This is a genomic window from Pseudodesulfovibrio sp. zrk46, from assembly GCF_012516435.1.
Classification (GTDB): Bacteria; Desulfobacterota; Desulfovibrionia; order Desulfovibrionales; family Desulfovibrionaceae; genus Pseudodesulfovibrio.
Genome location: NZ_CP051216.1, coordinates 1255166 through 1280092, shown reverse-complemented (window position 1 = coordinate 1280092; position 24927 = coordinate 1255166). Strand labels below are relative to the sequence as shown.

General features: G+C 57.6%; 23 protein-coding genes and 1 tRNA gene. 8 read left to right on the top strand and 16 right to left on the bottom strand.

What is annotated here, in order from left to right; genetic code table 11:
• Positions 1-94: 94 nt before the first annotated feature.
• Complete coding sequence (locus HFN16_RS05830; RefSeq protein ID WP_168889858.1) at positions 95-388, bottom strand: hypothetical protein; 294 nt, start codon at positions 386-388, stop codon at positions 95-97.
• A gap of 88 nt (positions 389-476) precedes the next feature.
• Between HFN16_RS05830 and HFN16_RS05825 the strand changes: the two genes are divergently transcribed.
• Positions 477-896 carry a DnaJ family domain-containing protein gene (locus HFN16_RS05825; protein WP_168889857.1) on the top strand — a complete coding sequence of 140 codons (420 nt, stop codon included), beginning with the start codon at positions 477-479 and terminating at the stop codon, positions 894-896.
• Here the strand turns inward: HFN16_RS05825 and HFN16_RS05820 are convergent.
• Positions 893-3289, bottom strand: coding sequence for an ABC transporter substrate binding protein (locus tag HFN16_RS05820; protein ID WP_168889856.1), 2397 nt, complete (start codon positions 3287-3289; stop codon positions 893-895). The two genes, HFN16_RS05825 and HFN16_RS05820, sit on opposite strands and share 4 nt — an antisense overlap.
• A gap of 186 nt (positions 3290-3475) precedes the next feature.
• Here HFN16_RS05820 and era point away from each other — a divergent pair, with 186 nt between their 5' ends.
• Positions 3476-4384 carry a GTPase Era gene (era, locus tag HFN16_RS05815; RefSeq protein ID WP_168889855.1) on the top strand — a complete coding sequence of 303 codons (909 nt, stop codon included), beginning with the start codon at positions 3476-3478 and terminating at the stop codon, positions 4382-4384.
• A 327-nt stretch (positions 4385-4711) separates the two neighbouring features.
• On the opposite strand, the gene HFN16_RS05810 is transcribed toward era, so the two are convergent.
• Together HFN16_RS05810 and HFN16_RS05805 are read right to left on the bottom strand one after the other, a co-directional pair.
• Positions 4712-4978: a hypothetical protein gene (locus HFN16_RS05810; RefSeq protein WP_168889853.1), complete on the bottom strand. Its 267-nt coding sequence runs from the start codon at positions 4976-4978 to the stop codon at positions 4712-4714.
• 20 nt (positions 4979-4998) lie between these two features.
• Positions 4999-5292 (bottom strand): metal-sensitive transcriptional regulator, encoded by a 294-nt coding sequence (locus HFN16_RS05805; RefSeq protein ID WP_168889852.1) that lies wholly within the window; start codon positions 5290-5292, stop codon positions 4999-5001.
• Positions 5293-5393: 101 nt separating this feature from the next.
• Between HFN16_RS05805 and HFN16_RS05800 the strand changes: the two genes are divergently transcribed.
• Complete coding sequence (locus HFN16_RS05800) at positions 5394-6026, top strand: molecular chaperone TorD family protein (RefSeq protein ID WP_168889850.1); 633 nt, start codon at positions 5394-5396, stop codon at positions 6024-6026.
• Here the strand turns inward: HFN16_RS05800 and HFN16_RS18965 are convergent.
• The 11 genes from HFN16_RS18965 to HFN16_RS05740 all read right to left on the bottom strand — a co-directional run bounded on the left by HFN16_RS18965 (position 6023) and on the right by HFN16_RS05740 (position 18623).
• Positions 6023-7033, bottom strand: a complete 1011-nt coding sequence (locus HFN16_RS18965) for a rhodanese-like domain-containing protein (RefSeq protein ID WP_271121195.1) — start codon at positions 7031-7033, stop codon at positions 6023-6025. The two genes, HFN16_RS05800 and HFN16_RS18965, sit on opposite strands and share 4 nt — an antisense overlap.
• 79 nt (positions 7034-7112) lie before the next feature.
• Entirely contained in the window at positions 7113-8207 is a 1095-nt protein-coding gene (locus tag HFN16_RS05785; RefSeq protein WP_168889845.1) for a rhodanese-like domain-containing protein, read from the bottom strand.
• Between the two features lie 96 nt (positions 8208-8303).
• Positions 8304-9020, bottom strand: coding sequence for a cytochrome b/b6 domain-containing protein (locus HFN16_RS05780; RefSeq protein ID WP_168889843.1), 717 nt, complete (start codon positions 9018-9020; stop codon positions 8304-8306).
• Entirely contained in the window at positions 9013-9756 is a 744-nt protein-coding gene (locus tag HFN16_RS05775) for a 4Fe-4S dicluster domain-containing protein (RefSeq protein ID WP_168889842.1), read from the bottom strand. Before HFN16_RS05775 ends, HFN16_RS05780 begins: the two co-directional genes overlap by 8 nt.
• Complete coding sequence (locus tag HFN16_RS05770) at positions 9756-11951, bottom strand: molybdopterin-dependent oxidoreductase (protein WP_168889840.1); 2196 nt, start codon at positions 11949-11951, stop codon at positions 9756-9758. Before HFN16_RS05770 ends, HFN16_RS05775 begins: the two co-directional genes overlap by 1 nt.
• Before the next feature lie 162 nt (positions 11952-12113).
• Positions 12114-12434, bottom strand: a complete 321-nt coding sequence (locus HFN16_RS05765; RefSeq protein WP_168889838.1) for a cytochrome c — start codon at positions 12432-12434, stop codon at positions 12114-12116.
• A 312-nt stretch (positions 12435-12746) separates the two neighbouring features.
• Positions 12747-13481, bottom strand: a complete 735-nt coding sequence (locus tag HFN16_RS05760; protein WP_168889836.1) for a metallophosphoesterase family protein — start codon at positions 13479-13481, stop codon at positions 12747-12749.
• A 402-nt stretch (positions 13482-13883) separates the two neighbouring features.
• Positions 13884-14753, bottom strand: a complete 870-nt coding sequence (locus tag HFN16_RS05755) for a methylenetetrahydrofolate reductase (protein ID WP_168889834.1) — start codon at positions 14751-14753, stop codon at positions 13884-13886.
• Positions 14754-14911: 158 nt separating this feature from the next.
• The gene (locus tag HFN16_RS05750) at positions 14912-15439 is read right to left on the bottom strand and encodes a cyclic nucleotide-binding domain-containing protein (RefSeq protein WP_168889832.1); all 528 of its coding nucleotides are present in this window, start codon (positions 15437-15439) and stop codon (positions 14912-14914) included.
• Positions 15436-16617: a potassium channel family protein gene (locus HFN16_RS05745; RefSeq protein WP_168889831.1), complete on the bottom strand. Its 1182-nt coding sequence runs from the start codon at positions 16615-16617 to the stop codon at positions 15436-15438. The genes HFN16_RS05750 and HFN16_RS05745 overlap by 4 nt, the downstream gene beginning before the upstream one ends.
• Before the next feature lie 512 nt (positions 16618-17129).
• A complete protein-coding gene (locus tag HFN16_RS05740; RefSeq protein ID WP_168889829.1) occupies positions 17130-18623 on the bottom strand; it encodes a GGDEF domain-containing protein in 1494 nt (497 codons plus the stop codon).
• 247 nt (positions 18624-18870) lie between these two features.
• On the opposite strand from HFN16_RS05740, the gene HFN16_RS05735 reads away from it, so the two are divergent.
• The 4 genes from HFN16_RS05735 to HFN16_RS05720 all read left to right on the top strand — a co-directional run bounded on the left by HFN16_RS05735 (position 18871) and on the right by HFN16_RS05720 (position 23060).
• Positions 18871-20493: a glycosyltransferase family 4 protein gene (locus tag HFN16_RS05735; RefSeq protein ID WP_168889828.1), complete on the top strand. Its 1623-nt coding sequence runs from the start codon at positions 18871-18873 to the stop codon at positions 20491-20493.
• Positions 20494-20521: 28 nt separating this feature from the next.
• Positions 20522-20947 (top strand): 4Fe-4S binding protein, encoded by a 426-nt coding sequence (locus HFN16_RS05730; protein ID WP_168889826.1) that lies wholly within the window; start codon positions 20522-20524, stop codon positions 20945-20947.
• Complete coding sequence (locus HFN16_RS05725; RefSeq protein ID WP_168889825.1) at positions 20947-22701, top strand: aldehyde ferredoxin oxidoreductase C-terminal domain-containing protein; 1755 nt, start codon at positions 20947-20949, stop codon at positions 22699-22701. The genes HFN16_RS05730 and HFN16_RS05725 overlap by 1 nt, the downstream gene beginning before the upstream one ends.
• Positions 22702-22984: 283 nt before the next feature.
• Positions 22985-23060 (top strand) — tRNA-Phe (locus HFN16_RS05720).
• A gap of 110 nt (positions 23061-23170) precedes the next feature.
• On the opposite strand, the gene HFN16_RS05715 is transcribed toward HFN16_RS05720, so the two are convergent.
• Positions 23171-23752: a manganese efflux pump MntP family protein gene (locus HFN16_RS05715; RefSeq protein ID WP_168889823.1), complete on the bottom strand. Its 582-nt coding sequence runs from the start codon at positions 23750-23752 to the stop codon at positions 23171-23173.
• Positions 23753-23923: 171 nt separating this feature from the next.
• Here HFN16_RS05715 and HFN16_RS05710 point away from each other — a divergent pair, with 171 nt between their 5' ends.
• A complete protein-coding gene (locus tag HFN16_RS05710) occupies positions 23924-24925 on the top strand; it encodes an extracellular solute-binding protein (protein WP_168889821.1) in 1002 nt (333 codons plus the stop codon).
• Positions 24926-24927 lie beyond the last annotated feature (2 nt).

The following is a 24927-nucleotide window of genomic DNA, read 5'->3' as shown; positions in this document are numbered from 1 at the left end:
CGCATAAGGGGATCCAAGGGCGCGAGTCCTTGGCCGTCGGAGACGAAATCACCCGACAAATAGGAGGCCGCAGGCCGACCTCAACTCCTGATTTCTACACCCCGTCAGGAAAGTTCATCACATAATATTGCCGGATGGCATCACGCGCACTCTTCTCTAGCAGCCCTTCGGACATGGTGGGCTTCTCCTTCTTGAGCACCATGAGCGAGAGTTCGCTGAGCGACTTGGCAGTGGTTGCCATCTGGGCCATCTCGGCATCGGTGACCATGTTGTTCTTGAATCGATCCCAGAGGATGTACTTGAACAGGGTAGCCTGATCGGCGGCAGGATTCTGCTGTCGTTTGAGCTTGTAGGCATTGAGAATGGCCATGGCGATATCGGTGGGCATAGTGTCTCTCCGTGATGGTCTGATGGAAGCATGATAATGCGCGGTTCGTCCCTTTACAAGCGGGAGGACGTGTGGAAGCATCATTTTCATGCAACTCTTTTCGCAAATAGTCTCCGAAGAACGCATCAAGCGCGCCCAGAAAGAGGGCAAGTTCGACAATCTGGAAGGCAAGGGCAAACCCCTGCCGCCGGATGAGGCTGCCAACCTGCCGGCCGAACTGCGCATGGCCTACCGCATGCTCAAGAATTCGGGATACGTGCCAGCCGAGATTGCGGAAGAGCGCGAGATCATCCGCACCATCGACCTGTTGGAACATATGGAAGACGAGGGCGAACGGTACCGCCAGATGCAGAAGCTGGACGTCATGATCATGAAGATGAACGAGAAGCGCGGACGGCCCCTGAATCTGGAGGCCACGGACGACTATTACCGTCGCATCGTGGAAAAGGTGCAACTGGCGGAAAAGCGGTTCGGCAAAGGGAACGATTCGACGGCGTCTGACGACTAAGCCTTCTTCAGACGTTCCTGTCTGGCCTGCTCCAGGTCCTTCTCCATACGATCCTGATAGATGGCGAGAGCATAGAGACTGGCAAGGTTTTCGACGATTAGCTGGTCATCCGCGGTGTAATCATGGTCGGCATTGGCCAGACCGATCTGGCCGAGAATTTCCCCTTCATACATGCATGGCACGGAAAGGAACCGCGCGATGTGGACGTGCCCTTCGGGCAATCCTCTGGCCGCCGGATGGGCGTTCGCCTCGTTGGTCAAAACCGGCTTGCCCGTATTGAGACTTTCCCCCCACAGCGCCGGGAACTTGCCGTCCTGCTTTTTGAACACGAACTCGGAAACATCAATGGAGCACTTCTCTCCAAAGTCGGAGAGCTCCAGAAACTGCATGCCCCGTTCCAGTGATTCAATGGCTCCCAGATAGCTGAATTCACTGTTCGTCAGCTTCTTGGCCCAGTAGTGGACCTTTCTGGCGGCGTCCTGAGTGGATGGACGCGGCTCGGCCAGTGTCGAGATAATGTCCGCATAGGCATAGGTGGAGTCCTGCAAGCGCTTTTCGCATTGCAGTTCTTCATATTGTTCGGTGAGATCCTGTGCCGCGATGAGCAAGGCGTCCTCGTCCGGCCCAATGGAGACCATGCTGGTCCGCATGAGTACCGGCAATAGGCTGCCGTCCTTGCGGTGAAGAAACGTCTCGGTTTCCACGGTGTCTCGTGTCCATCGCTCGTCGCGGGCTTCTTCACTCTTGGTTGTGGGGTCGAGATTCCACAGCTTGAGTACCATGAACTCGGCGCGGCTGTATCCCAGCGTGTCGCAGGCTTTCGTGTTGACGAAGAGCATGCTGCCGTCTTTGCTCGTCACAAATGAGAGGCTACACGATTGCTCAAGAAGTCCACGGAAAAGATTCTCGATCCTGTTCTGATCGGAGTGGGTTTTGGTTTCATCAGTGATGTCCTGACAGAAGGCGAGCATGGTGCCGTTTTCCAGACGGTTGCCGCTGAACCGGACAAGGGCAGACCTGCCGTCCCCGCGCACGATCTCATAGCTCTCTTTACGGCTGGACTCACGTATCAGGATATCCAGTCCGTTCTGCGCAATGCGGCGGTCTTTGTCGGACAAGAGATCCAGAACAGACATGTTCTCCAACTGCATGGGCGAATAGGCGGACATCTCGTTCATGGCTTTGTTGGTGTCCAGTATGGCCCCTTTGTTGTCAAAGGCGATGATACCCACGGGAGAACTCTCCATATAGGCGCGATATTGATCCCAGTTATCTTGGGCGCTGGCTTCAGCCAGGACTCGACTGCGATTGAGCTTGAGCAGGTAGGAGATGACCAGGATGAGGAACAGGATCAATCCGCCCAGTTGCAGAACGACGGTCCTGTTTTTCTCGACGAATGACGGCGTGTAGTTCAGCAGGACGCTGTTTTTGGGCAGCCGCTCTTCGGGGATCTGGAACCGGACCAGTTCATCCCAGTCCAGGGTGACGACGTTGGCGTCCTTGCCGGGAATGATGGGGAGTGACGCCGGGGCCACGCCTTCGAGAATCTTGAGGACAAGGCCTCCGGCAAGTCTGCCGTGTTCCTTGAATGAGACGATCTTGCCGCCCAGAATTCCGTCACCCATGCCGTGTTTCCAGAGATGGAAGATGGGACTGACGGCGTTGTCCCTGATGACAGCCAGTCCTTCGGGGAACGTTTTGGTTATCCCGTCCTTGTCCCGATATGGAGCCAGCAGGAGGATGCTGTCGGAGCGGGGAATGGCGCGAAGTAGGGCTGGTAATTCCTTCCAACTGATTTTTGAGAGGTCGATGATTTCATACTTGTTGTCTCCGCGAAGGGTCATGCGTGACTTGAAATATTTCAGGTCGCTCTGGCCCGTTGTGGTGGCGTCGGTGATGACCACCACGTTCCGCATGTCCGGCAGCAGGTGGCGCATCAGGCCCACTGTCTGCTCCATGGAGACCGCTTCGAGCACCCCGGTCCAGCCGAAATCCTGCGCAGCCACCTTTCCGGTCTGTTCATTGTTGATCCCCAGAAAGACCACAGGCAGACCGCTGAACATGTCGTTTCGATGCAGAATGGCGTAGTTCAGGGCATTGTCGTCAGCCACCACCAGCGCATCATACGGCGGGGAGTTTTCCAGCTTGAGTTTGAGCAGCCGGGTAAAGTTGGCGTAGTTCTGCTGGGTGAAGAACCGTTTGGTGTCCATGAATTCCACGTCGAGGAGTACGTCGTGTTCGTCCAGGACATTTTTGAGGCCTAATACTTGGTCAAAAAATGTAGGGAATCCTGGATGATATGAACTTATGAACAGCACGCGTTTGTCTTCAACAGCGGATGTGACCGTTGCGAGACAGAAAATAAGTATCAGTGCTGCAAGTATCTTACGCATGATTCACCATGAGCATAGAGGTTCCACTAGGCTTAACTGTAGACAGAATTTTGAGCTTTAGTCATTATTAATTTAGATTTCTTGGCATCTCTCAGTTGCCTTTTGTGCAAAACGCCGCTAGGCGTTGGGCCACATTCTGACGGAATAGAAATAGAAGAGGGGAACCGCCCCACACAAGGAAACACCATGCACAAATTCGGAACCGTGGCCCTGATCGGGCCTCCCAATGCGGGTAAAAGTACACTCATGAACCAGTATCTGGGGCAGAAGGTGGCCATCGTGTCACCCCGGCCGCAGACCACCCGCAACCGCATCAGTGGTATTTTGACCACCGACGATTCTCAGGTGGTGTTTCTCGACACGCCCGGTATTCACCAGTTGCGCGGCAAGATGAACCGTTTTCTGCTGGAGTCGGCATGGAACGCCCTTGCCAGTTCCGATGCCGTTGTCGTGATGCTGGACGGTGCGCTGTACGCAGCCAAGCCGCATCTCCTCGAAAAGGAGATCAAGCCGCTGGTCAAGCCCGTGGCCGAGGCCGGTCGTCCGGTGCTTGTGGCGGTCAATAAGATCGACCGCATCAAGGACAAGCCGGCCATGCTGCCGCTCATGTCCCGTCTCAACGAGCTGTGGCCCGAAGCCGAGTTCATCCCCGTTTCCGCCCTGCGTGGCAAGGAGACCAAGCATCTCCTGTCCCGCATCATGGATTTCCTGCCCGAAGGGCCGCCCATGTTCCCGGAGGATCAGATTTCTACCGCGCCGGTCCGCTTCATGGCCGCCGAGATCATCCGCGAGAAGTTGTTCTATTCCCTGCGTCAGGAGCTTCCCTACACCACGGCCGTCGAGATCGAGTCCTGGGACGAGAAGACCCGCCCCGGCATGGCCATCGTCAACGCCGTCATCTACACCGCCCAGAAGAACCACAAGGGTATGATCATCGGTAAGCAGGGCTCCAATCTCAAGAAGATCGGTACTGATGCCCGTAAAGAGATTGCCGAGCTGCTCGGTTGCAAGGTGCATCTCGAGCTCTGGGTTAAGGTGCGCTCCGGCTGGACCGAAGATCCCGGTTTCCTGCGAGCCATGGGACTTGGCGAGTAAAATCAGGAGAGGATGCCGTTGCGCGGCGATGTCAGGTGACTTCGCCTCCGGCGGCCAAAGGGTTATACCCTTTGGAATCCCATTATGCGCCTAACGGCGCAAATAGAAATTAATTAAAGGCTACGGGGCCCCGTAGCCTTTTTTATATGCTCTTGCCGAAGGCTAAAAAATGGGATGCAAGGGCGCGAGTCCTTGCCCGCCGGAGGCGAAATCACCCGACAATTGGAGGCCGTAGGCCGACTTTCAAATCTGATTTCCCAAAACGAAACCCGCCGCACTCCGTATGGAATGCGGCGGGTTTCGCTTGCTTGGGGAACTGCGGCTCACTTAGCCGTGAAGCTCGCCTTCCTCGTAGCCTTGGCTTTCCTTGAACTCTTCCCACTCTTCGTGAGACAGGGCGCCATCCTTGTCGGCGTCGGCCTTGTCAAACATGGTCTGGTCGGCATCGGGGAAGGCCACCAGGTATTCGCCGCGGGACACACTGTCGCTGCCGTCGGCGTCAAGACTGTTGAAGCAAACGTTATAGTCGGTTCCCGCCATGGCGGGCAGGGCGAATGCCATGAGCATTGCCACGCTGAGAATAAGCTTTTTCATTGGTTCTCCATGTATGGGCGTTAGCCTTCGATGAATCCGGTCAGTACCTTGATGAATTTGTCGAGGGATTCTTCCGGGTTCTCGCCGTTGACGGTGTCGGCGTGACACTTGAGCATATAGCGTTTCAGAATCAGCTTGTTGGCGGATTGCAGGGCGGAGCGCACCGCACGGACCTGGACGAGAATGTCTTCACACTCTTTGCCTTCATCGATCATGCGCTGGATGCCGCGGACCTGTCCTTCGATGCGCTTCATGCGCGACATGACATTTTTCTTGATCCGTTCCTGTTCCAACTCGTTGGCACTTGCGTTCATCGCAAACTCCTCTAGTATATGACCTCGTGCATATCGGATACACCGATCAATCTGCCGTACCCTACGGAAGTAGGGTATATAACTTCGAACAGGGGGACCCCATGTCCGACTTGAAATTCATAGATACCGACGAGCGTGTGTTCATTCTCAACAATATAGAATTGCTCGCCACCATCTTTCATGGTCCCGATGCCGGGACCTGGGTCGCCCTTATTGATGCCGGGGTGCCCGAACTCATGGCTCGTGCCTCCGGCGAGGCGGACGACCTTACCCGCTCTCTCAAGAACCTTCAAGCCACATTACCCGCTTCGTCCGACTCGGTGGCCATGGACGATCTCGAAACCGAGTACGTCCGCCTCTTTGTTGCCGGACAGGGCGGCGTTGTCGCGCCCCTGTATCAATCCTGCCATCAGGACACGGCGGCCCGCACCATGGGCGACACCGCGCTGGCCATGCAGGAACGGCTCAACGAGTGCGGCCTTGAACTTTCCCTCGATTCCAACGAGCCACCGGACCACGTAGCGCTCGAACTGGAATACCTCTACCACCTGCTCGTCACCGCCTGGACCGAAGATCGATCCGAGCTGGAACAGACGGCCATTGATTTCGCCCGTATTGAAATGCTCCCGTGGATGCTCCGATTCCAGGAGGCGCTTTCCAAGGGCGAGCCCAATGCCGTGTATGTCGCAGCGACCAGCCATGCGCTGGCAGTGCTCAAGAAGCTGGCAGCCTAATCAATTTCGTCTGCCTGCTGTACGGCCAGCTTGAGCGTCTGCAGAAATGTTTCGTCCGGCTCGAAATAGCCCCGCTTGATCAGTTCAATGATCCAGGTGCCGTCGCCTTTGGCCCGGAGGAGATAGGCCAGTGGCAGTTCCGCCTGACCCAGACATTCAAAGATCTGTCCGTGCTTGTCCGAAAAGAGCGGGTAGAGCACGTCGTAATGCTTTTTGAACCGCATGACGCTCCGGTTGGAGTCGTATATGCCGAGTCCGATGATCTTGAGTCGGCCTGACAGCACCGGGTCGTTTTCCACGTCCTCAAAGAAGCGGGTGAGCATCTTGGTCTCGTTCACACAGTCGTGGCACATGGTGTTGTACAACTGGATGAGCACGAAGCGGGCGTTGAGATCAGACAGAGCCAGCCACTTCGCGTTGTCCGGCAGGCCGAGATACTGACGATCCTCGTCGCCGTTGAGCACGGCCACGCGACAATCCGGGAAGTTCTCGCCCACAGTCAGCACATGCTTCTTCTCTTCCGAGCCCTCCACCAATTCAGGATGGTGAGCCTTCCAGCCGTGGAAGCCTGCGGGGTACCGATATACTTCGGTGTAGCCGAGTCGCGCTGCCCAGCGCGATGCAATTCCGGAGCGCAGTCAACGGAAGCTGCGGCAGTAGATGACCAGCTGCCGCTTCTTGTCGGGACCAACCAGTTCGATGAACGCCTTGCGCTTGTCTTCAGGCAGATCAATGCGGTCGCCGAGGTCGAATTCCAGATTGGAAGCCCCGGGCAGCCGTCCGGCTTCATGCTCGTAGTCGGCGCGCACATCAAGGATGAGGACGTCGGAGTCGGCTTTGAGCAGGGCGGCCAGTTCCTTTGTGTCAATGAGCTTGTACCCGTCCTCTTCGGCGTCCTTGACGGCCGAGCCCCACCAGATCTCCGCGTCGTCTGCGTGGGCGGTCGGGGTGAGAAAAAAGCACAGGGCGAAGAGCAGGCATGCAAAGGAGGATACGTGTCTCGGCATGAAATGCTCCTCGCCCCATAGGGCTCAGGACCGGGAACGGGGGTGCGGATGTCCCCGGTCCTGAAGATTATGTCGATCCCTACTTGTTGGGATGGACTTCGTAGCTGTTGTCTTCGCCGAAGTCATTGGTGGCTTCGAGGTAGAAGACGTTCTTCACGTTGGGCTTCATGTCCATGAAGATGTAGTAGGCTTCGCCAGCACGGGCGCCGGAGGCGCAGGAGAAGACGATCGGCTTATCCGTGGGGATGGTGTCGATGTTCTTCTCGATCTGGTCGGCGGTCATGTTGATGGCAGACGGGAAGTGACCGGCTGCGTATTCTTCGGCGTCACGCACGTCGATCAGGGTGATGGAGGAAGGATTGTCCTTCAGGGTGGCCAGGAACCATTCGGTGTCCACGGCGCCTTCAGCTTCGCCAGCCTTGACTTCCATGGCTGCGCTGCCGCCGTACATTTCCTTCCATGCGGGGTAACCGGCTTCAGCAACCACGACCTTCTTGTAGCCGAGGTAGCGGGCCTTGACCGCAGACTTGTGAGACAGGGCACACTTGTAGCCGCCGCAGAAGTACACGAGGGTGGTGTCCATCTTGCCGATGGGCAGCATGTCGCGCTTGTCGGCGAATTCCTTTTCGGGGATGCCGAGGGCGCCCGGAACGGAACCGGCAAGGTACTTCTTGTAGGGACGTGCGTCGATGGCAACGAACTTGTCGCCATTGCCCATCATGTCCTTGAGGGTCTCAATGCCGATGGAGTAGTAAGCGGCCTTCTTCTTGAAGTCCGGGAAACCGGCAGCGTAGACCTTGACGTTGGTGTAGCCCATTGCCTCAGCCTTGAAAGCGGCCTTGTGAGACAGGGGGCACTTGAAGCCACCGCAGTAGAAGATGACCAGGTCATCCTTGTTGGCGGGGAGCTTGTCGGTCATCTTGTCGAACTGGCTGGTCGGGATGGACACGGCAGTCGGAATGTAACCGGCGATGTACTTGGGTTTGAACGGACGAGAATCGACGATCATCACGCCCTTGGGCTTGGGCATCTTGGCGTACTTGGCCACGAACTTGTAGTCCACGATAGAATGGAACTTCTTGAACTGCTTTGCTTCACTGGCCAAAGAGACACCGGCCATGGCGGTCATGGCGAAGACCAGCATCATGACAACGGTAAGTAATCTTTTGTGCATAACACACTCCCTTCCTTTTCGGATTTTTCCAACCCCACCCGGCGGCCCCTCGCCGCCGGACAGGGTTCCTCACATTAACAGTATCTTTTCCGGGGGCTACTCACCCTCGGTCTTGATCTTATTCCACCACAGGCGGTGGTGATGCTTGGCGTAGTCGTCGGGCACTACGCCGGTGAACATGGACTTGAAGCCGGGGCGTTCCTCGGGGGAGATGGCGGCCATGTAAACATGGACCAGCAGCCCGGCGAAGACCAGACCCACAGAGATGAAGTGCAGGGTGACGGCCCAGGAGACCATGCCGGTGGCTTCCGCGCCAAAGGAGCGGTCGGACAGGAACATGATCACGCCGGTGACGGCGATGACGATGCCGCCCACCACAGAGGCCTGTGCAAAGGCCTTCTGGCCCATGTTGTAATACCCCTGATCCGGCAGGTTCGGGTCCATGCCGATCATCTTGAGGGGCTTGGGCCCCAGGGTCATGAGGACCATCTTCTTGATCATCCAGCCCATGTCGCGGGCCGGGCTCACGGCAAAGACTTCACCGAGGAAGAAGATGGCGCCCTTGGCGTTGATGAGCAGGTAGAAGACAAAGCCCATAATCCAGGCGATGCCGATGTACTCATGAATCATGAGCAGGTTGCCGCCTCCGCCCACCATGTTGCGCAGGGCTTCGGGATAGCCGGAGCCGAACGGGTCGATGGCCGGGTTCTGGATCAGTCCCACGCCGGTGAGGAGCAGGAGCAGCCAGCAGGCCGCGTTGAACCAGTGGATGAAGATATCCGACTTGTCGTGTCGCTTGTGGAGCTTAGGCATCGGAATCCTCCTTGTGGGAATCGTCGGAGCCGACAAAGAGCTGGCGACCGAGCATGGCGAGTACGCCGAGGCCGGACAGGCCGACCATGGCCTTGATGAACGGCGCGGACTCCTTCATGGCGACCATAGAGGCGGGCACCACTGCCTCGCCACCCCAGTCCTTGAGGCCGGGATCGCCGATGTAGAACATGTTGGGCTTGGTGTCGGTCTTGGCCGCAATGCGCTGAATCTGCGCCTTGTTCTTGCGGTACAGGCGACCAGCCTCGGATTCGGGGTCATTGATATCACCGAAGACGCGGGCCTTGGTGGGACAGGTGTCCACACATGCCGGGGGGATGCCCTGGGCGCGTCGTTCGGGGCAGTAGTTGCACTTGTCTGCCTTGCGCGTGACTTCGTTGCGGAAGCGGGCGTCGTACGGGCAGGACGGGATGCAGTTGCCGCAACCGATGCAGAGGTCGTTGTTGATGACCACTTCGCCGGTTTCCTTGTCCTTGTAGGTGGCGCCGGTGGGGCATGCGCTGACGCACGTGGGGTTCTCACAGTGCATGCATGCGCCGGGCTGGAAACGGGCCTTGCCGCCGGTGCGGGGGCCGGGTGTGGCCGGACCCTCGTCCTGCTTGATCCAGTTACGCCACTGCCCTTCGGGAATCTCGTTGGCTACCTTACAGGCTGCGACACAGCCCTTGCAGTCGATGCACTTGGTCGCATCGATGACCATGGCGAGTTGTTGTGCCATTACGCCACCTTCCTTGTTACGCTGACAAATGTCGTGTGCATGGACGCGTTGCCGGTGACTTCATCGTAGTCGTCTTCCAGCAGTTCGTTGATGGACGCGCCATTGCCATGCGACAGGTGCTGCATGGTGGACAGGGTGTTGTAGCCGGAAAGCATATACACCGCGTCGCCCCTGATCTTGTCCGTGACATTGGCCTTGAGCTCTTGTGTGCCTACGGAGCTGGTGACCTGCACCAGTTCGCCGTGGGCGATGCCAAGCTTCTGCGCGGACTCGGTGTTGATCCACAGGGTATTGGTGGGGTTGAACTGGTTCAGCAGGGCGTTGTTGGCCGTGGAAGTCTGAGTCGTCAGTGCATCGCGGCCCACGATCAGGCGGAACTGGTTCTTGGGAATATTGGTCGGTTCGGTGTAGTTGGGCAGCGGGTCGATACCCATCTGCTCGTAGCGCTGGTTGTACAGCTCGACCTTCTTGGACAGGGTCTTGTACACCTTGCCCTCATAGATGCCGTATACCTTGGACGGGTTGTAGTAGACGCCGTCGCGCTCCATGATCTCTTCGGCCTTGGGCAGCCCTGCGAGCTGCTTCTGGCGGTACTCGGGAATGGTGAAATCAAAGTATTCGCCCAGCTCCATCCGGTTGGCCAGTCCCTTCATGATGTCGAAGCAGGAACGGGATTCGTACATGGGCTCGATGACCGGGTCGCGCTTGACCACGCAGGCGCAGGCAACGGAGCCCTGCAAACCGGAGCAGGGGTCGTACCGTTCCAGATAGGACTGGGACGGCAGCACCAGATCCGCATACCAGGCGGTGTCGGACATGGCGATGTCGATGACGGTGACGAAATCCATCTTGTCCATCATCTTGATGGTCTTCTGCCGGTTGGGCGCGGTGCCCATGGGGTTGGTCTTGTAGATCAGCCAGCCGCGGATTTCATAAGGATCGTCGGCCAGGACTGCGTCGCGGGTGATGAGGAACGAGCCTTCGTGCTCGAACATCATGGGCACCTTGTGCTCGTCGATGCGCTCGTAGTGGTTGTCGTCGTACCACGGGGCATCGTAGGGCACGCCCTTGAGGCCCACCTGACGGGCTGCCAGCAGACCACCGGGACGGTCCCAGTTGCCGAGCAGGCCGTTGACGATGGCAAAGGCGCGGCGGATCTGGGTGGAGTCCTCGTAGTCCGAGGTGCGGCGGCCGGGGTAGACCATGGAGGCCGGGGCATTGGCAGCCAGATCGCGGGCAATGCGCACGATGGCGTCTGCCGGAATCTGACACTGCTCGGCGGCGAACTGCGGGGTGTACTTCTGCACATGCGCGGTCAGCTGCTCGATGCCGTAGGTCTTCTCCGCGATCCACTGCGGGTCGTACAACTTCTCATTGATGATGACGTGGGCCAGCGCCAGCATGAAGGCCATGTCCGTGCCGGGCTTGATGGCGTACCATTCGTCCGACAGGGCTGCGGTCTTGGTGTAGCGCGGGTCCAGCGTGACCAGCTTGCAGCCGTTCTCACGCATGGCGGTCATCAGGTCGATGGAGTCCGGCGTGACCAACGCTTCAAAGCGGTTGGCGCCGCACATGAGCACGTACTTGGAGTTGAGCACATCCGGGAAGGGCACTTCGCCGTATGTGTCGAGAAAGGCGCGGTTGCCGGAGACCAGACAGAGAGACTCGTGCGAAGTGACGTTGAACGAGCCGTAGACCTCTGCCAGGCGGCCGACGAACTTGGAGTGCAGGTCGGTGCCTGCGGAGAAGAGGTGGCCGCAAGGGAGGTACTTCTTGCGTACGTCCAGCATCTTCTCGGCAGCCATATCAAGGGCTTCATCCCACGGGATGCGCTGCCACTTGCCCTCGCCGCGTGCACCCTTGCGCAGCATGGGGTACTTGAGGCGGTCCGGGTCATAGACCTGGCTGATGCCTGCATTGCCGCGGGCGCACAGCATGCCGCGCGACTTCAGGAACTTGGGGTTGGGGTCGAGCTTCTTGACCACCCCGTCTTCCACGCGGGCAATGAGACCACACTTGTTGAAACAGATGTCGCAGACGGAAAATTTGGAATCCCACGCCTTGGACATGGGTTGCGCCGCCTGCGCCTTCTTCAGGCCGCCCAGAACTGCGGGGCCGCCTACCGCACCCGCCGCGAGCAGGCCAGAGGCCCGGAAAAAATCGCGGCGTGATAACTTGTGACTGGAATCTGACATAACGTCTCCGGTGTTGCTCCTCGTTCAGCGAAATTGATACCTGTCCAGGTGTTTCGTTCGAGGGAGGTCGTCCTGCCCCATCCCTCACAGGGCAGGACGACCGGAATGGCGATCAGTGCATCCCGTTCCGCCATCAGGGGGAATGCACCGAGATTTACCAGCTTAGCTGCACTTGGCCGGGGACGGGGAGTCCGAAGCGTAGTCGTGCAGGTAGGTGAAGATGTCGTTGAGATCCTTATCGGAGATGGTCCAATCGCCGGAACACTTGATCTTGGTCTTGTCGGCGAAGGTGGCCTTCCACTCGGCCTGAGTCTTGGATGCGGGGCTCAGGTCGGAAGCGGTGCTGCCGTGACAAGAGCGGCAGTTCTTGCGGTACAGGAACTTACCCTTGCGGGCGTTGCCGCCACCCATGGCGAAAGCTGCGGAAACAGCGAAAACGGTCAACAGAGCGGTGGCGACGGCCAGAGAGATTTTGCGAGACATATTATCCTCCATTTTTGGTTACCTATTTCTGGATGCAACAACCTCATTTTGCACCCTAAGGGGGGTGAGCCCATTATTTCCATTATAACTGGTACCCCGTAGCGGTACCTTTTCTCTATCAATACCCATAGGGGGTATAGGTGTCAATAGGGTTTCGCAATTTTGTAACTGTCTCAAAACATATAAATAGAGTTAATGATATCAATAAATAAGAACGGCCATCGGGAAAAATCCGATGGCCGTCAAAAAAAATATAATGGTTCGCTAAAATACCCTACCTAGGTATTGTGCCATAAATATATGTATTGGGTGTTACCAAAGTCGGTCGGCATAACCCCTGTGCAGACCGCATGCACGGATGAGATCGGCGGTCTTTTTGATGTCATAGGGAATGAAGCGCATGGTTAGAATCTGCGCGTCCGTGTCGTAAAGCGCATACTTGGCTGAATTATCGCCGTCCCGTGGTTGGCCTACGGCCCCGATATTCAGGAGGTGCCGGGTATCCTTATCCAGCCTCAATTCTCCCTCATTCAGGGGCAGCTTTTCCGAGGCCTTTCTGTCGCGGCAGGTGAACCGCATCAGGTCATGGGTATGGCCAACGAAGCATACCCCCTCCGTGTACCGGGAGAACACTTCGCCCATCTCTTTTTCGTACTTCCAGATGTACTCGCTGGCCGAGTTCGGCGGTACGCCATGTACAAACCTACAGCCCTGTTCCGACAGGCTTTTCGGGTGGGCCACCAGCCATTCATAAGTCTCGTCAGTGACCATCTCCCGCGTCTTGCGCAGGGCGTCCTTGGCCGGCTGATTGAACCCTTGCAGGTAGTAGATATTGATCAGCCCCTGCTCGTGGTTGCCCTGCACCATCTGCACGCTCTCGCCCCGTTCGCGGACCAGATCACAGCATTCCTGAGGTTGCGGGCCATAGCCCACCAGATCGCCCAGGCAGTAGATCGAGTCCACGCCCTGTTTGTCGATGTCTTCGAACACTCTCAACAGTGCTTCGTAGTTGCTATGCACGTCTGAAAAAACAGCTATTTTCGGCATGATGAAACTCTATACCTTTGTGCGAGCCAGGGCAAGAATGCCTCCGGTGTGCCCTCGCCGGGCGGGCGTCTCCGACGGCTTAAGAACCCTTTGGGAAAAGGGTTCTTAAGAATCTCCTAAACCTTTTGTCGCTCGCTTCGCTCGAAGTGGGGGGGTATACTGAAGGGGGTATCTGGAATTGATTGTTTCGGACGCTACCACACGATTTTTTGCTTTCGAATGCAGAAGCTTGTGGCGTGGGCTACCGTTTGAAATAGTTCGTCCTCGGGCTGACCTTTGGTGGTTCCGGTCAGTCCGAGGACGAACTATTTCAAACAAAATGGGATCCAAGGGCGCGAGTCCTTGGCCGCCAGAGGCGAAATCACCTGACAATCCCGCCGAAGGCGGCTTCCTCTTCTGCCTTTACATCAACCCAGCACGCTCCAGAATATCAACACACATGTCGGCCCGATTGAAGGGGTAGATATGCACACCGTGCGCACCGTTCTTGATAAGGTCGGCGATCTGGTCGGCGGCGAGCTGAATACCGAGTTCCATCACAGCATCGTTACCACCCTTGGCGTGGGCATTTTCGATGGCGGCGAGGGTGTTGCCGGGCACTGGGGCATCGCAAAGCTGGGTCACGCGCTTGATTTGACCGAGGGTACGGACGGGCAACACGGACGGAATGATGGGCTTGTGGCAACCCATGGCGGCGAGGCGATCGACCATGTCGAAATAGCGGCGGTTGTCGAAAAAGAGCTGCGTCACACCAAAGGCGGCTCCGGCGTCGAGCTTGAGCTTGAGAAATTCGATGTCCTCGATGATGGAACGGGACTCGGGATGCCCGTCGGGATAGGCGGCCACACCCACGGCGAGATCAGGGGCCAACTCGTTGATGCGCTGCACGAGATCGGACGCATAGCGAAGCCCTTCGGGCGCGGACTCGACGCCTTCGGGATAATCTCCGCGTACAGCGAGCACATTGCGGATACCGCAGGCCTTGATGTCGTCGAGCTGCTGCTTGAGGGACTCCAGTTTGGAATGCACACAGGCTACATGGGGCATGACGTTGAAGCCGTGCTCCTCGGCCAGATTGCGAGACGCCTTCAGAGTGCCGAGGGAACCGGAACCGCCTGCTCCACAGGTTACGGCGGCGAATAGCGGCTGGATGGCTTTGATCTTTTCCACGGCTGTCTGGAATCCTTCCCATTCGGCCTCGCGGCGGGGCGGCAAAAATTCGACGGAAATGAACGGGCCATCATTCGAATTGATCAAATCGGGAATGAACATATCTCTTAACTCCTTGCTCTCTCTACTATATTACTAAATCTGTATATCAAGATGTCTTGATATAGCTAGGCGACAAAATGACAAAGTGTCAAGCGCAAAGTGCGTAAAAAGAGATGCCCCGAGGCGAAAAGGCAGGGATGTGCGAGAAGAAAAGAGGCTTACGGGATGGTCTTGTAGCGCGACAAAGCCAGCGCCAAGGCGGTGGAAACCTTGACCAATTCCGAGTTGCCCTTGCGGATGGTGGAGGCCATGCGTTTGGCCACGGCCATGAGCATATGGTTACCGATGTGCGGGTGCTTCTCTGCCAGCTCGAAGAAGCGGTCACGGTTGGTGACGAGGAACTCCGCGTCTTCAAGGACCTGTATGGTGGCGGAGCGGGTGTCGCGGTCGATGAGCGCGATCTCGCCGAACACGGGATAGTGGGTCTGGTCCAGAGTGGCGAGGACCTTGCGCGGCGTGTTGACCTCCATGATGGGCAGGTTCATGCCTTGCATGAGCATGGACTTGGTTATGCGCACGCGCCCACGGATGAGGATGAACATCTCGTCGCCCTGATCTCCTTCGGTGATAAGGTCGTTGCCCGCGTTAATGGTTCTGACCTCAAAGATGGGTTTCACCTTGTCGATCAGATAGTCAGGCAGGTCCTGAAAGAGAGAGATGGTTTCCCATTCGATGTTGGTGCTCATCGTGTCGCTCCGGGATAGAGGAACAGGACCGCATCGTATCCTGCCAGCGATTCATCGTCCGGCGGATTGGCCAGCACGCTGGGCCCGGATTGCCCCATGCTGGTCTCCTGTCCGGAGCTTTCGAACAGTTCCAGAATGAACTGGTCCAGCGCCGAGCTTTCATCGAGTACATCTTCCAGGGAGAGCTGTTTGCTCACATGACACAGGGCCAACGGGAGCTGATGATTGGCGCGGAATTGCGTCATGAGGTCGCCCCAGTTGAGCTGTTGCTCTTCGCGGGTAAGCGTCTTGAAGCCCATGTGGTTGTTGCCGCGCATGCCCAAAATTTCTTGCAGGAAGGTCCACATGGACGGGTTCGCACCCATGAGGCCGAGGATGAGCGAAGTGAGCTGGCCATGCACCAGTATCTCGTTCACGCCTGCCCGCAGCATATGCTTGCGGTTTTCAGGCAGGGCCACCTCGCCGTACAGCGGCACTTGGGACGACAGTTCTCTGATGGCCAGAGCTGCATAGAGGGTTTCCTGATCCGCATCCTTGGAGGATTGCTCCTCGTGTTGCGACAGCAGGTACACCACCTTGGCCCGGGCAATGCCGGATCGTTGCAGCACCGATTCATTGGTGATGGCTCCATGCACGAAGTGGAGGTGTTCGCCCATTTCCAGTTGGAAGGCGATGGCTTCGCGGTTATCTGCCGGAAGCGCATTGACCAGCACCAGATCGGAACGCCCTTTCTGGCCGCTGCCGATAACGTGGTTGTCACGCAGTGCCGCGATCAGTTCCAGCCCGAATTCGTTCCAGCCGACGATGATGACGTGATTTGTCAGGTTCACCTTGAGCAGCCCCTTGCGCTTTCTGGCCTTGCGCTCCACCAGCATGGAGGCCAAATTACCCGTCAGAGTGGAAACCAGACCGATGCCGCAGATCATGACGAACACACCCATGATCTTGCCGCCCACTGTGCCCGGGACCATATCCCCGTATCCCACCGTGGTCAGCGTTACCACCGCCCACCACAATGCGCCGAACAGGTCATGGATTTCGCCGTTCGGATAGTGCTCGAAATACCAGAACCCCACAGTGCTGCTGCCCAGCATCACCATAATGAGCAGGGTCAGTTTTCCGAAGGGGCTGCGGCACCATCCCGCAAGCGTGTCCATGATTCGTAGGGCCAACTGCACGGTTTCCACCTTTTTGTAGTTCTAGTCTTATTCTATGAACGACAAAAGGTTGTGCGTCAACTCGAGTGGCTTTGGAAGACCCTGCCGGGGGCCGCTGCCGCGGGCCTCCTCGCCGGAGAGGCGTCTTCGACGAGCAGGGCGCTGCCCTGCACCCGCCATCTCTGCTGTCTTCATTCGTAAGGCTCGAAGACTCGCCAACGACTGAAGCAAAGGCCGAGGGCCTTTGGAATCCCATCTGCGGCTGTCGCCGCAAGGGTAATTATATATAAGTGTGACTTTTAAACTCGAACAATCCCGAGCGAAGCGAGCGATAAAAAGTTTTGGAGATTCTTAAGAACCTTTTACAAAAGGTTCTTAAGCCGTCGGGCTTCAGCCGTTAGCGAGTCTTCGAGCTTTACGGATGTAGACAGCAGCGATAGACGCCGCCTTCGGCGAGGAGGCCGCCGGCAGGCATAACAAAAAGCCCTCCCGGATTACCGAGAGGGCTTTTTCATGTGCAAATGTTATGGCGTCTATTGCATGGCGGCCCGTCCGGCCTTTTCCTTGGAGATGACGACCATGTTGCGGCCGTTGTGCTTGGCCTTGTAGAGGGCCTTGTCTGCCTTGAGGATAAGGTCGTCGTCCTTGGTGAGCGATCCGGCTTCGACCGAGGCCACGCCGATGGAGGCGGTGACGGTGAAGTCATGCCCGTCGAAGTGGAACTGACAGGCCTGAATGGCTTCACGCACGCGCTCGGCCAGACACCAGGCATCCTTTTCGGTGGTATGCGGGAGCAGTACGACGAACTCTTCGCCACCGTAGCGGGCAGCGAGGTCAGTGGTACGGAAGGTGTCGGTGAGAATCTCGCCGACCTTGCGGAGCACCATATCACCAGCCTTGTGACCGTACGTGTCGTTGACGTGCTTGAAATGATCGAGGTCGACCATGAGCAGCGACAGGTCGTGGTTGTAACGACGGCGACGCTTGATTTCGTAGATGAGCCGCTCTTCAAAGGAATGGCGGTTGTAAATTCGGGTGAGACCGTCGCGGTCGGCGCGCAGCTTCACTTCCTTGTAGAGGAGTGAGTTGCGGAGCGCGAGACCGAGATGGTTCACGGCGGAGCGGAAGGTCTCTACCTGATCCTTGCCGAGGCGGTAATCAGGCTCGCAGAGCAGCGCGAGACAACCGAAGGTCTGCTGACCGGCGGTGAGCGGCATGGTCACGAGACGGCCGTCCTTGGGCTTCTGGGAAAATTCGGGTCGACGGGTGGATTCGGCGTGCACGATCTGGAAACCGTTCACCGGCCCGCTGCCCATGTTGGCGGCAGAGTCCATGAGATGTTCAACCCATGCGGACTCTGTTTCTGGCGGCATGGTACCGTTGAGGAAGATCTCCACGTCGGCGACGTCGGATTCAGCCTGATAGGTCCAGAAGGCGGCGTGGAGCTGCTTGATGGGGAGCACCAGTGACAGGGTCTCCTTGGCGTTCAGGAGAATGGTGGTGGGTTCCAGCGACTCGGTGGCCGAGGCAAGGATGCGGTTCAGGAACATGAGCTGGTCGGTCTTACGGGCGAGCAGTTCACGTTCGAGCAGGATTTCCTCGGTCATGCGGTAGATGTCCGAGTACATGGAAGTCACTTCCTTGGCGCGGAACACGGCGTCCTGCACCTTGGGGCGCGTCAGGGGTGTGCGAACCACGGTCAGGAAACCTTCGGCCAGCACCTGATCCATCTCAATGGGCTCGTCATTCTCATCCTGAATGAGAATGCGATGCGTGGAATCCTGGCTGCGGTATTCTTCCTTGCGGAATTCTGGCATGTCTTCCCACACAGACCAGGGGATCCAGGCTGCGGACGGCTTCTCGTCCTGCATCAGTTCCTTGGTCCAGGGAAAGGCTCCAGCTGGGAAATTTCGTACGTAAAAACCGGGGCCAACACCCATTTCGACCTGCTTCTTGAGCTGATCGCTCAATCCAAGGCCCCACATGAGTTCGGGTCGCTTGCCCCGCTTGATTCTTCTGTTCTGCATGTCTCCGGCTCCTCAAGAGAGTCAAAATCTCGACGCTTCCCTGCGTCTGCATAGGGTACTGAGCAAGATGGGGGCCAATCTGTGTGAAGAGCCGGAAAACTTAATATTAATATCTTCAACAAACCGATATTGCGTAGTTTTTTCTGTAGAAGCAAAGCGGGGTATTATGCACCGCATGGAAAAAAGTGCCGTCTGTTTCTTGTCAAACCCATTGACAAAAAGGGCTCTAGCGGTTTTGACCTAGGGTATGTCCGTATCCAAGCGCATATGGGGCACCCTGGACCCTTTCTACGAACCAGGGCCGATCCTTGGCCGCAAAGTGGCCAATATCAAGTTTCTGGGCGCGTTGCTCAGCGACGATTCCTTTGACGAATACCACTTCTTCCTGGCCGACCGTAAACTCGGCAAGTCCCTGATGGGACATCTGGAAAAGGTGGCTCCGACGCTGGTGGCTGCCGATCGCGTCAAGGTGTTTGACCGCCGCGAGTTGCCCGCCAAGCTGGCCGAGGTGGAGTATCATTGCTTTCACCTTTCCGACTGCATCACCAGCCAACCTAGCGTGGCCGCATTACGAAATAGATATAGTCGGCGCATCTTTCCCATCACCGGCACCATCCATTCCCTGAGCTATTCCGACTTCGGTGTGCCGTTCCTGCGCCACCTGTGGCCCGGCACCACGGCGCGTGATGCCATCGTCTGCACCTCCACATTGGGCAAACAGGCCGTGGGCAATTTTTTTGGCTGGCTTCGCGAATCGTACGGACTGGACGAAGCAGGATATCCTGCGCCCGAACTGGCGCGCATCCCGCTGGCCGTGGACATCAATGAGCTGCGCCCCGGTGGCGCCAGGGCCGAGGGCGGCCCGGTGCGCCTGCTGGTGTTTGGGCGCATTTCCCATCATTCCAAGATGGACCTGCTGCCGCTGATCCGCGCCCTGCACCGTCTGTTCAGTGACGGTGTGGACCGTGAGTCCGTGGAGCTGGTACTGGCTGGCTGGGCCGATGACGACGACGATTTTCTGCCTACCCTGCGCGACTACGTGCAGAACGTGGGCATCCAGACCTCCATCAAGCTGCGTCCCACCGAGGCGGAGAAGTGCGAGCTGTTCCAGTCCGCCGACATCTTCGTGTCCATCGCGGACAATCCGCAGGAGACCTTCGGCATCACCATGGTGGAGGCGGGCGCGTTCGGCCTGCCGTCCGTGGCCTCGGAATACGACGGCTACCGGGACATCATCGTCCACGGCGAGACCGGGCTGCTGGTGCCCACCGTGGGGCCGGAAGAAACACCGGACGCCGATCTGCTCGCTCCGGTGACCTATGACAATCAGTACCACCTGCTCCTGTCCCAGCGGACTGCCGTGGAAGTGCCCGCGCTGGCCGATGCGTTGCGTACGTTGATCGAATCGCCGGAAATGCGACGGACCATGGGCGAGGCCGCCCGCAAGTGCGTGGAAGAGCAGTTCACATGGCAGCGCGTCATCCAAGAGCATTGTACGTTGTGGGATACATTGTGGCAGGCCGAGGCCGATGCCGAGCCCCTGCGCGAAATCGCGCATCCCCTTGCCATTCCTTACGGAAAAGTTTTCGGTCATTTCACCTCGCGCACCCTTGAGGAGGGCGTCACGCTCAAGGCCGGACGGACCGGCGAGGCCTTCTACCGCGACAAGGATTACCCCACCCTGTATTCGGGCATGACGCACACCATTGACCCGAATGTTGCAAAAAAACTGGTTTTCCTTGCGCGTAAACCAATTGACAGTGCCACCCTGATACGCAAACTTACTGAAGTTGCACCACAGATAGACGAGCAATCCGCAAAAAATCATGTCCTGTGGTCACTGAAGCATGACATATTAGAACGCGTATAAAATCCTAACTCCCCACCCCGGAGGCACTATGAAAGCGCTCAGGGCTGCAAGGATGGAGCGGTGTATCGGCTGCCATTCCTGCTCGCTGGCCTGTTCTCGTCAGGTTCATAAATTTCTCTCGTGGAACAAGGCGGGCATCCGCATCGCTTCGGCGGGCGGCCTGTCCACCGGCTTCGAGGCCAAGCTTTGTCTGGCCTGTCACCCTGCTCCGTGCGCTGACGTCTGCCCCACCGGGGCCATGGCCCAGCGCAAGGACGGCGGTGTCATGCAGAAGAAGAACCTCTGCATCCGCTGCGGCAAGTGTGCCGAGGCGTGCCCGGTTGACGCCATTTTCCTTGATCACCAGGTGAATCCCTACGTCTGCATCCACTGCGGTCGCTGTGTGGACTTCTGTCCGCACGACTGCCTTGAGATGGTGGACCTTCCCAAGAAGGAAAAGGAAGGAGGCGAATAATGATTAGAGACTTCTTCCGCGTCATGATGGTCAATCTGACCACGGGCAAGACCAATATCATCGAGCGGCCCGGCCGCAGCGAATACCTCGGCGGCACCGGCCTGGCCGCGCGCCTGTACGAGGAGTTCGGACTCATGGACGAGGACTGGGATCACCCGGACCAGCCCGTGATCTTCGCCATTGGCCCGCTCACCGGCTATTTCCCGCTCATGTCCAAGACATGCTGCGCCTTCCGCTCGCCCTATCACAATCAGTACACCGAGAGTTACGCTGGTGGTAAATCCGCCCTGTCCCTCCGGTTCGCCGATCTGGACGCGCTGGTGGTTGTCGGTAAGGCCCCGCGCCTCACCGCCCTGTGCGTGGGCTCTCGCCGTGTGGAAACGCGCGACGTGGAGTACATGCGTGGCTTCGACGCCATCCACACCGGACGCGTGCTGCGCAAGATCTTCCCGGGCTCGGGCAGACGCTCCATCATGCGGATCGGCCCGGCTGGCGAGAATCTGTCCTCCTACGCCTGCATCAACGTCGACACCTTCCGCCACTTCGGGCGCATGGGCGGCGGCACGGCCATGGGCGTCAAGAACCTCAAGGCCATCTGCATCCTCGGCGACCGCGGCTTCGAGCTGCCCCAGACCAAGGAATATCCGAAGCTCTACAAGCATATCTTCGAGCAGCTCACCACCACCGAGATGATGTCCAAGTACCATGGTCTCGGCACGGCCGTGAACATCAACCCGCTCAACGAGCTCAAGTCCCTGCCGTGGAAGAACCTGCAGCAGACCACCAGTCCTGAGGCGAGCAATATCTCCGGTGAGACGTTTGCCGACCATACGTTGTTGAGAAACGCCGCCTGCGCGGGCTGTCCGGTGGGTTGTATCCACGTCGGCTTCGTGCGCGAGCAGTTCCAGGCCAACAACCAGTATCTCTACCGTCAGGTGGGCTACGATTACGAGCCCATCTTCTCCTGCGGCGGCATGTTGGAGATCACGGACGCCGCGCAGGTGCTCCGTGTCCTCGACGTCATCGAAAAGGAAGGTCTCGACTGCATGTCCGCCGGTGTCGCGCTGGCTTGGGCCACCGAGGCCTTTGAGAAGGGCGTCATCAGCGAGAAGGAGACGCAGGTCACTCTCAAGTGGGGCGACGCCGAGACCTACATGGAGGCCGTGGAGCTCCTGAGCCGTCCGCCGAACGACTTCTATCGTCTGCTGGCGCAGGGCGCCCTCAAGTGCGCCGAGCACTATGGCGGCGAAGATTACGCCTGCGTACTGGGTCAGGAGATGGCCGGTTATGCCACGGGCGAAGTCTTCTTCGTGTCCGAGGGACTTGGCTTCCGCCACTCCCATCTGGATTCCGGCGGCTACGCCTACGACCAGAAGCACGAGGACAAGGACGTGAAAAAGGCGCTCGACTTCCTCGTGGAAGACGGTCGCGGCCGCATCGTCCTCAACTGCATGGTGGGTTGTCTGTTCTCCCGCGGCGTCTACAAGGACGACCTCCTTGCCGAGGCCATGGAGTCCGTGGGCTACGGTGGTCTCAACGGCAAGATGGACGAGATCGGCGAGCGCGTGCAGAAGCTGCGTTGGCGTCTCCGCATCGGCATGGGCTACAATCCCTTGGCCGTGAAGATTCCCAAGCGTTACACCGAGATCACCACCTGGAAGGGCCCCATCGATACCGAGTATCTCGAGGCGCTGCGTACCGGTTACGCCGCTCGGATCATGGAAATGGGCGCTCCTTTGGAGGATGAAGAGTAAAGGCGAAAGGGGAAACCGCCTTCGGCGGGATGAGGAATGGACGAGCAGGGCCTTCTGCCCTGCACCCGACCTAAGGCCGAGGGCCTTAGGAATCCCACGGGCGGCTTTCGCCGCGAGATAAGTTAAGTGGAAAGAGCTTCCCGGAGATCGGGGAGCTCTTTTTTATTGCTCTGTCTTCTTTTTGGGGAGGAAAATAAGTGAAGAGAAGTCAAAAAAGTTTGATGAAATGAAAAAAAGACTTGCAAAGCAACTCCGGCTTCGCTAAACACAACTCCTTACCGGCGCTCGGGTAGCTCAGTCGGTAGAGCAGGGGACTGAAAATCCCCGTGTCGGCAGTTCAATTCTGTCCCCGAGCACCATCGAAGATATAGGGCTTTCATCGCAAGATGAAAGCCCTTTTCTTTTGCTCCGGCAGTTCCTGCCTGATTTGGCGCGGGGCATTGGTGGCAAAAATGCCAGCCATTCGCTGCTACAAGTTGAGAATCGGTGTCAACGCACCATGTTCCCACAAAATCTTTACTCCAATGATGAAGAGAACAACGCCCCCGAGGAGTTCGGCGTATTTGCTGATGCTTTTCGCCTGCCCAGCCGTTTTGCCGATATGAAGGCCCACTGCCGTGAACAGGACAGCCACGATGCCTATGATCAGGGCGGGCCACCAGACGGACAGACCCAGCATGGACAAGCTGAGGCCCACGGCCAAGGCATCGATACTTGTGGCAACGGAGAGCACGACGAGGGTCATCCCTTTAGTGGGATCACCTTTGGCCTCATCATCGTCCTCGAATGCCTCTTTGATCATGTTGAAGCCGATGTAGCCAAGCAGCACGAATGCGATCCAGTGGTCATACGCCTCAATGTACGCACGTACAGTGCTCCCTAAATACCAGCCGATAATGGGCATCAAGGCCTGAAACAGCCCAAAGTGCCACGCCAGACGAAAGGTCTGCCGGGGGCTGACGGTTTTCAGTGCAACACCCGTTGCAATGGCAACGGCAAAGGCATCCATGGCAAGTGCGATGGCAATGGTAACGAGTTCAATGCTTCCCATACGTTCTCCTGTGACCCCGGTGGTAATCGGCTTTTCTTCGTATCACAACATATGAGTTAATTATAATCTTGACCAAAATGGTCAGAATTTTATTGACACAGTGACGTTGTGTGGCTACTTGCGGCTGAGATTCATTTTCAATTTCAGCAAAAACGCTTCAAGGAGCTTAACGTGAAAAAACTGATTACCCTTTCTTTGACCGCCCTGCTGGTCGCGGCCTGGACCGTCTCTGCTTTTGCCAGTGAAGTAGTTGTCTACTCTGCACGCAAAGAACATCTCATCAAGCCGCTGTTCGAAGCCTACACCGCCAAGACCGGCGTTGAGGTCAAGTACATCACCGGAAAGGCCGGCGCACTGTTGGAACGCATCAAGGCCGAAGGCGCAAATACTCCTGCAGACCTCTTCATCACCGTTGATGCGGGTAATCTCTGGCATGCTGCCGAGGAAGGCGTCCTGCAGCCTCTGGATTCCGCAGTGCTGACCGAGAACATCCCTACGCATCTCCGTGACCCGCAGAATCGTTGGGTCGGCCTGTCTGTCCGTGCACGCACCATCGTGTACAACAAGGACAAGGTTAATCCGTCCGAGCTTTCCACCTATGAAGCGCTGGGTTCTGACGAATGGAAAGGCCGTCTGCTGCTCCGTACTTCCAAGAAAGTTTACAACCAGTCTCTGGTCGCTTCCATGATCGCTGAAAAGGGCGAGGCCGAGACCGAAAAGATCGTCAAGTCCTGGGTTGCCAACATGCCTGTGGCGCCTTTCTCAAGTGACACCAAGGCTCTGGAAGCCGTTGTTGCCGGTGTCGGCGATGTGGCTGTGGTCAACACCTACTATTTTGGCCGTCTGCTCAAGAAGAACCCCGACCTGCCGCTGGCTATCTTCTGGCCGAATCAGCAGACCACCGGCGTTCACATGAATGTTTCCGGCGCAGGCGTCACCAAACATGCCAAGAATCAGGCTGAAGCCGTGAAGCTGCTCGAGTGGCTCTCTTCTGCCGAAGCGCAGGGCAAGTTCGCTTCCCTTAACATGGAATTCCCCGCCAACGAATCCGTCAAGGCTGACCCTGTTGTCGCAGCCTGGGGCGAGTTCAAGGGCAACCCCATGAATGTCGCCAAGTATGGCGAGTATCAGGCCGCAGCCATCAAGCTGATGGACCGCGCAGGGTACAAATAGAC

What these genes read in the sequence shown, in the direction of transcription:
- HFN16_RS05830 (WP_168889858.1), bottom strand. Translation starts at nt 388, where the DNA reads ATGCCCACCGATATCGCCATGGCCATTCTCAATGCCTACAAGCTCAAA.
- HFN16_RS05825 (WP_168889857.1), top strand. Translation starts at nt 477, where the DNA reads ATGCAACTCTTTTCGCAAATAGTCTCCGAAGAACGCATCAAGCGCGCC.
- HFN16_RS05820 (WP_168889856.1), bottom strand. Translation starts at nt 3,289, where the DNA reads ATGCGTAAGATACTTGCAGCACTGATACTTATTTTCTGTCTCGCAACG.
- era (WP_168889855.1), top strand. Translation starts at nt 3,476, where the DNA reads ATGCACAAATTCGGAACCGTGGCCCTGATCGGGCCTCCCAATGCGGGT.
- HFN16_RS05810 (WP_168889853.1), bottom strand. Translation starts at nt 4,978, where the DNA reads ATGAAAAAGCTTATTCTCAGCGTGGCAATGCTCATGGCATTCGCCCTG.
- HFN16_RS05805 (WP_168889852.1), bottom strand. Translation starts at nt 5,292, where the DNA reads ATGAACGCAAGTGCCAACGAGTTGGAACAGGAACGGATCAAGAAAAAT.
- HFN16_RS05800 (WP_168889850.1), top strand. Translation starts at nt 5,394, where the DNA reads ATGTCCGACTTGAAATTCATAGATACCGACGAGCGTGTGTTCATTCTC.
- HFN16_RS05785 (WP_168889845.1), bottom strand. Translation starts at nt 8,207, where the DNA reads ATGCACAAAAGATTACTTACCGTTGTCATGATGCTGGTCTTCGCCATG.
- HFN16_RS05780 (WP_168889843.1), bottom strand. Translation starts at nt 9,020, where the DNA reads ATGCCTAAGCTCCACAAGCGACACGACAAGTCGGATATCTTCATCCAC.
- HFN16_RS05775 (WP_168889842.1), bottom strand. Translation starts at nt 9,756, where the DNA reads ATGGCACAACAACTCGCCATGGTCATCGATGCGACCAAGTGCATCGAC.
- HFN16_RS05770 (WP_168889840.1), bottom strand. Translation starts at nt 11,951, where the DNA reads ATGTCAGATTCCAGTCACAAGTTATCACGCCGCGATTTTTTCCGGGCC.
- HFN16_RS05765 (WP_168889838.1), bottom strand. Translation starts at nt 12,434, where the DNA reads ATGTCTCGCAAAATCTCTCTGGCCGTCGCCACCGCTCTGTTGACCGTT.
- HFN16_RS05760 (WP_168889836.1), bottom strand. Translation starts at nt 13,481, where the DNA reads ATGCCGAAAATAGCTGTTTTTTCAGACGTGCATAGCAACTACGAAGCA.
- HFN16_RS05755 (WP_168889834.1), bottom strand. Translation starts at nt 14,753, where the DNA reads ATGTTCATTCCCGATTTGATCAATTCGAATGATGGCCCGTTCATTTCC.
- HFN16_RS05750 (WP_168889832.1), bottom strand. Translation starts at nt 15,439, where the DNA reads ATGAGCACCAACATCGAATGGGAAACCATCTCTCTCTTTCAGGACCTG.
- HFN16_RS05740 (WP_168889829.1), bottom strand. Translation starts at nt 18,623, where the DNA reads ATGCAGAACAGAAGAATCAAGCGGGGCAAGCGACCCGAACTCATGTGG.
- HFN16_RS05735 (WP_168889828.1), top strand. Translation starts at nt 18,871, where the DNA reads ATGTCCGTATCCAAGCGCATATGGGGCACCCTGGACCCTTTCTACGAA.
- HFN16_RS05730 (WP_168889826.1), top strand. Translation starts at nt 20,522, where the DNA reads ATGAAAGCGCTCAGGGCTGCAAGGATGGAGCGGTGTATCGGCTGCCAT.
- HFN16_RS05725 (WP_168889825.1), top strand. Translation starts at nt 20,947, where the DNA reads ATGATTAGAGACTTCTTCCGCGTCATGATGGTCAATCTGACCACGGGC.
- HFN16_RS05715 (WP_168889823.1), bottom strand. Translation starts at nt 23,752, where the DNA reads ATGGGAAGCATTGAACTCGTTACCATTGCCATCGCACTTGCCATGGAT.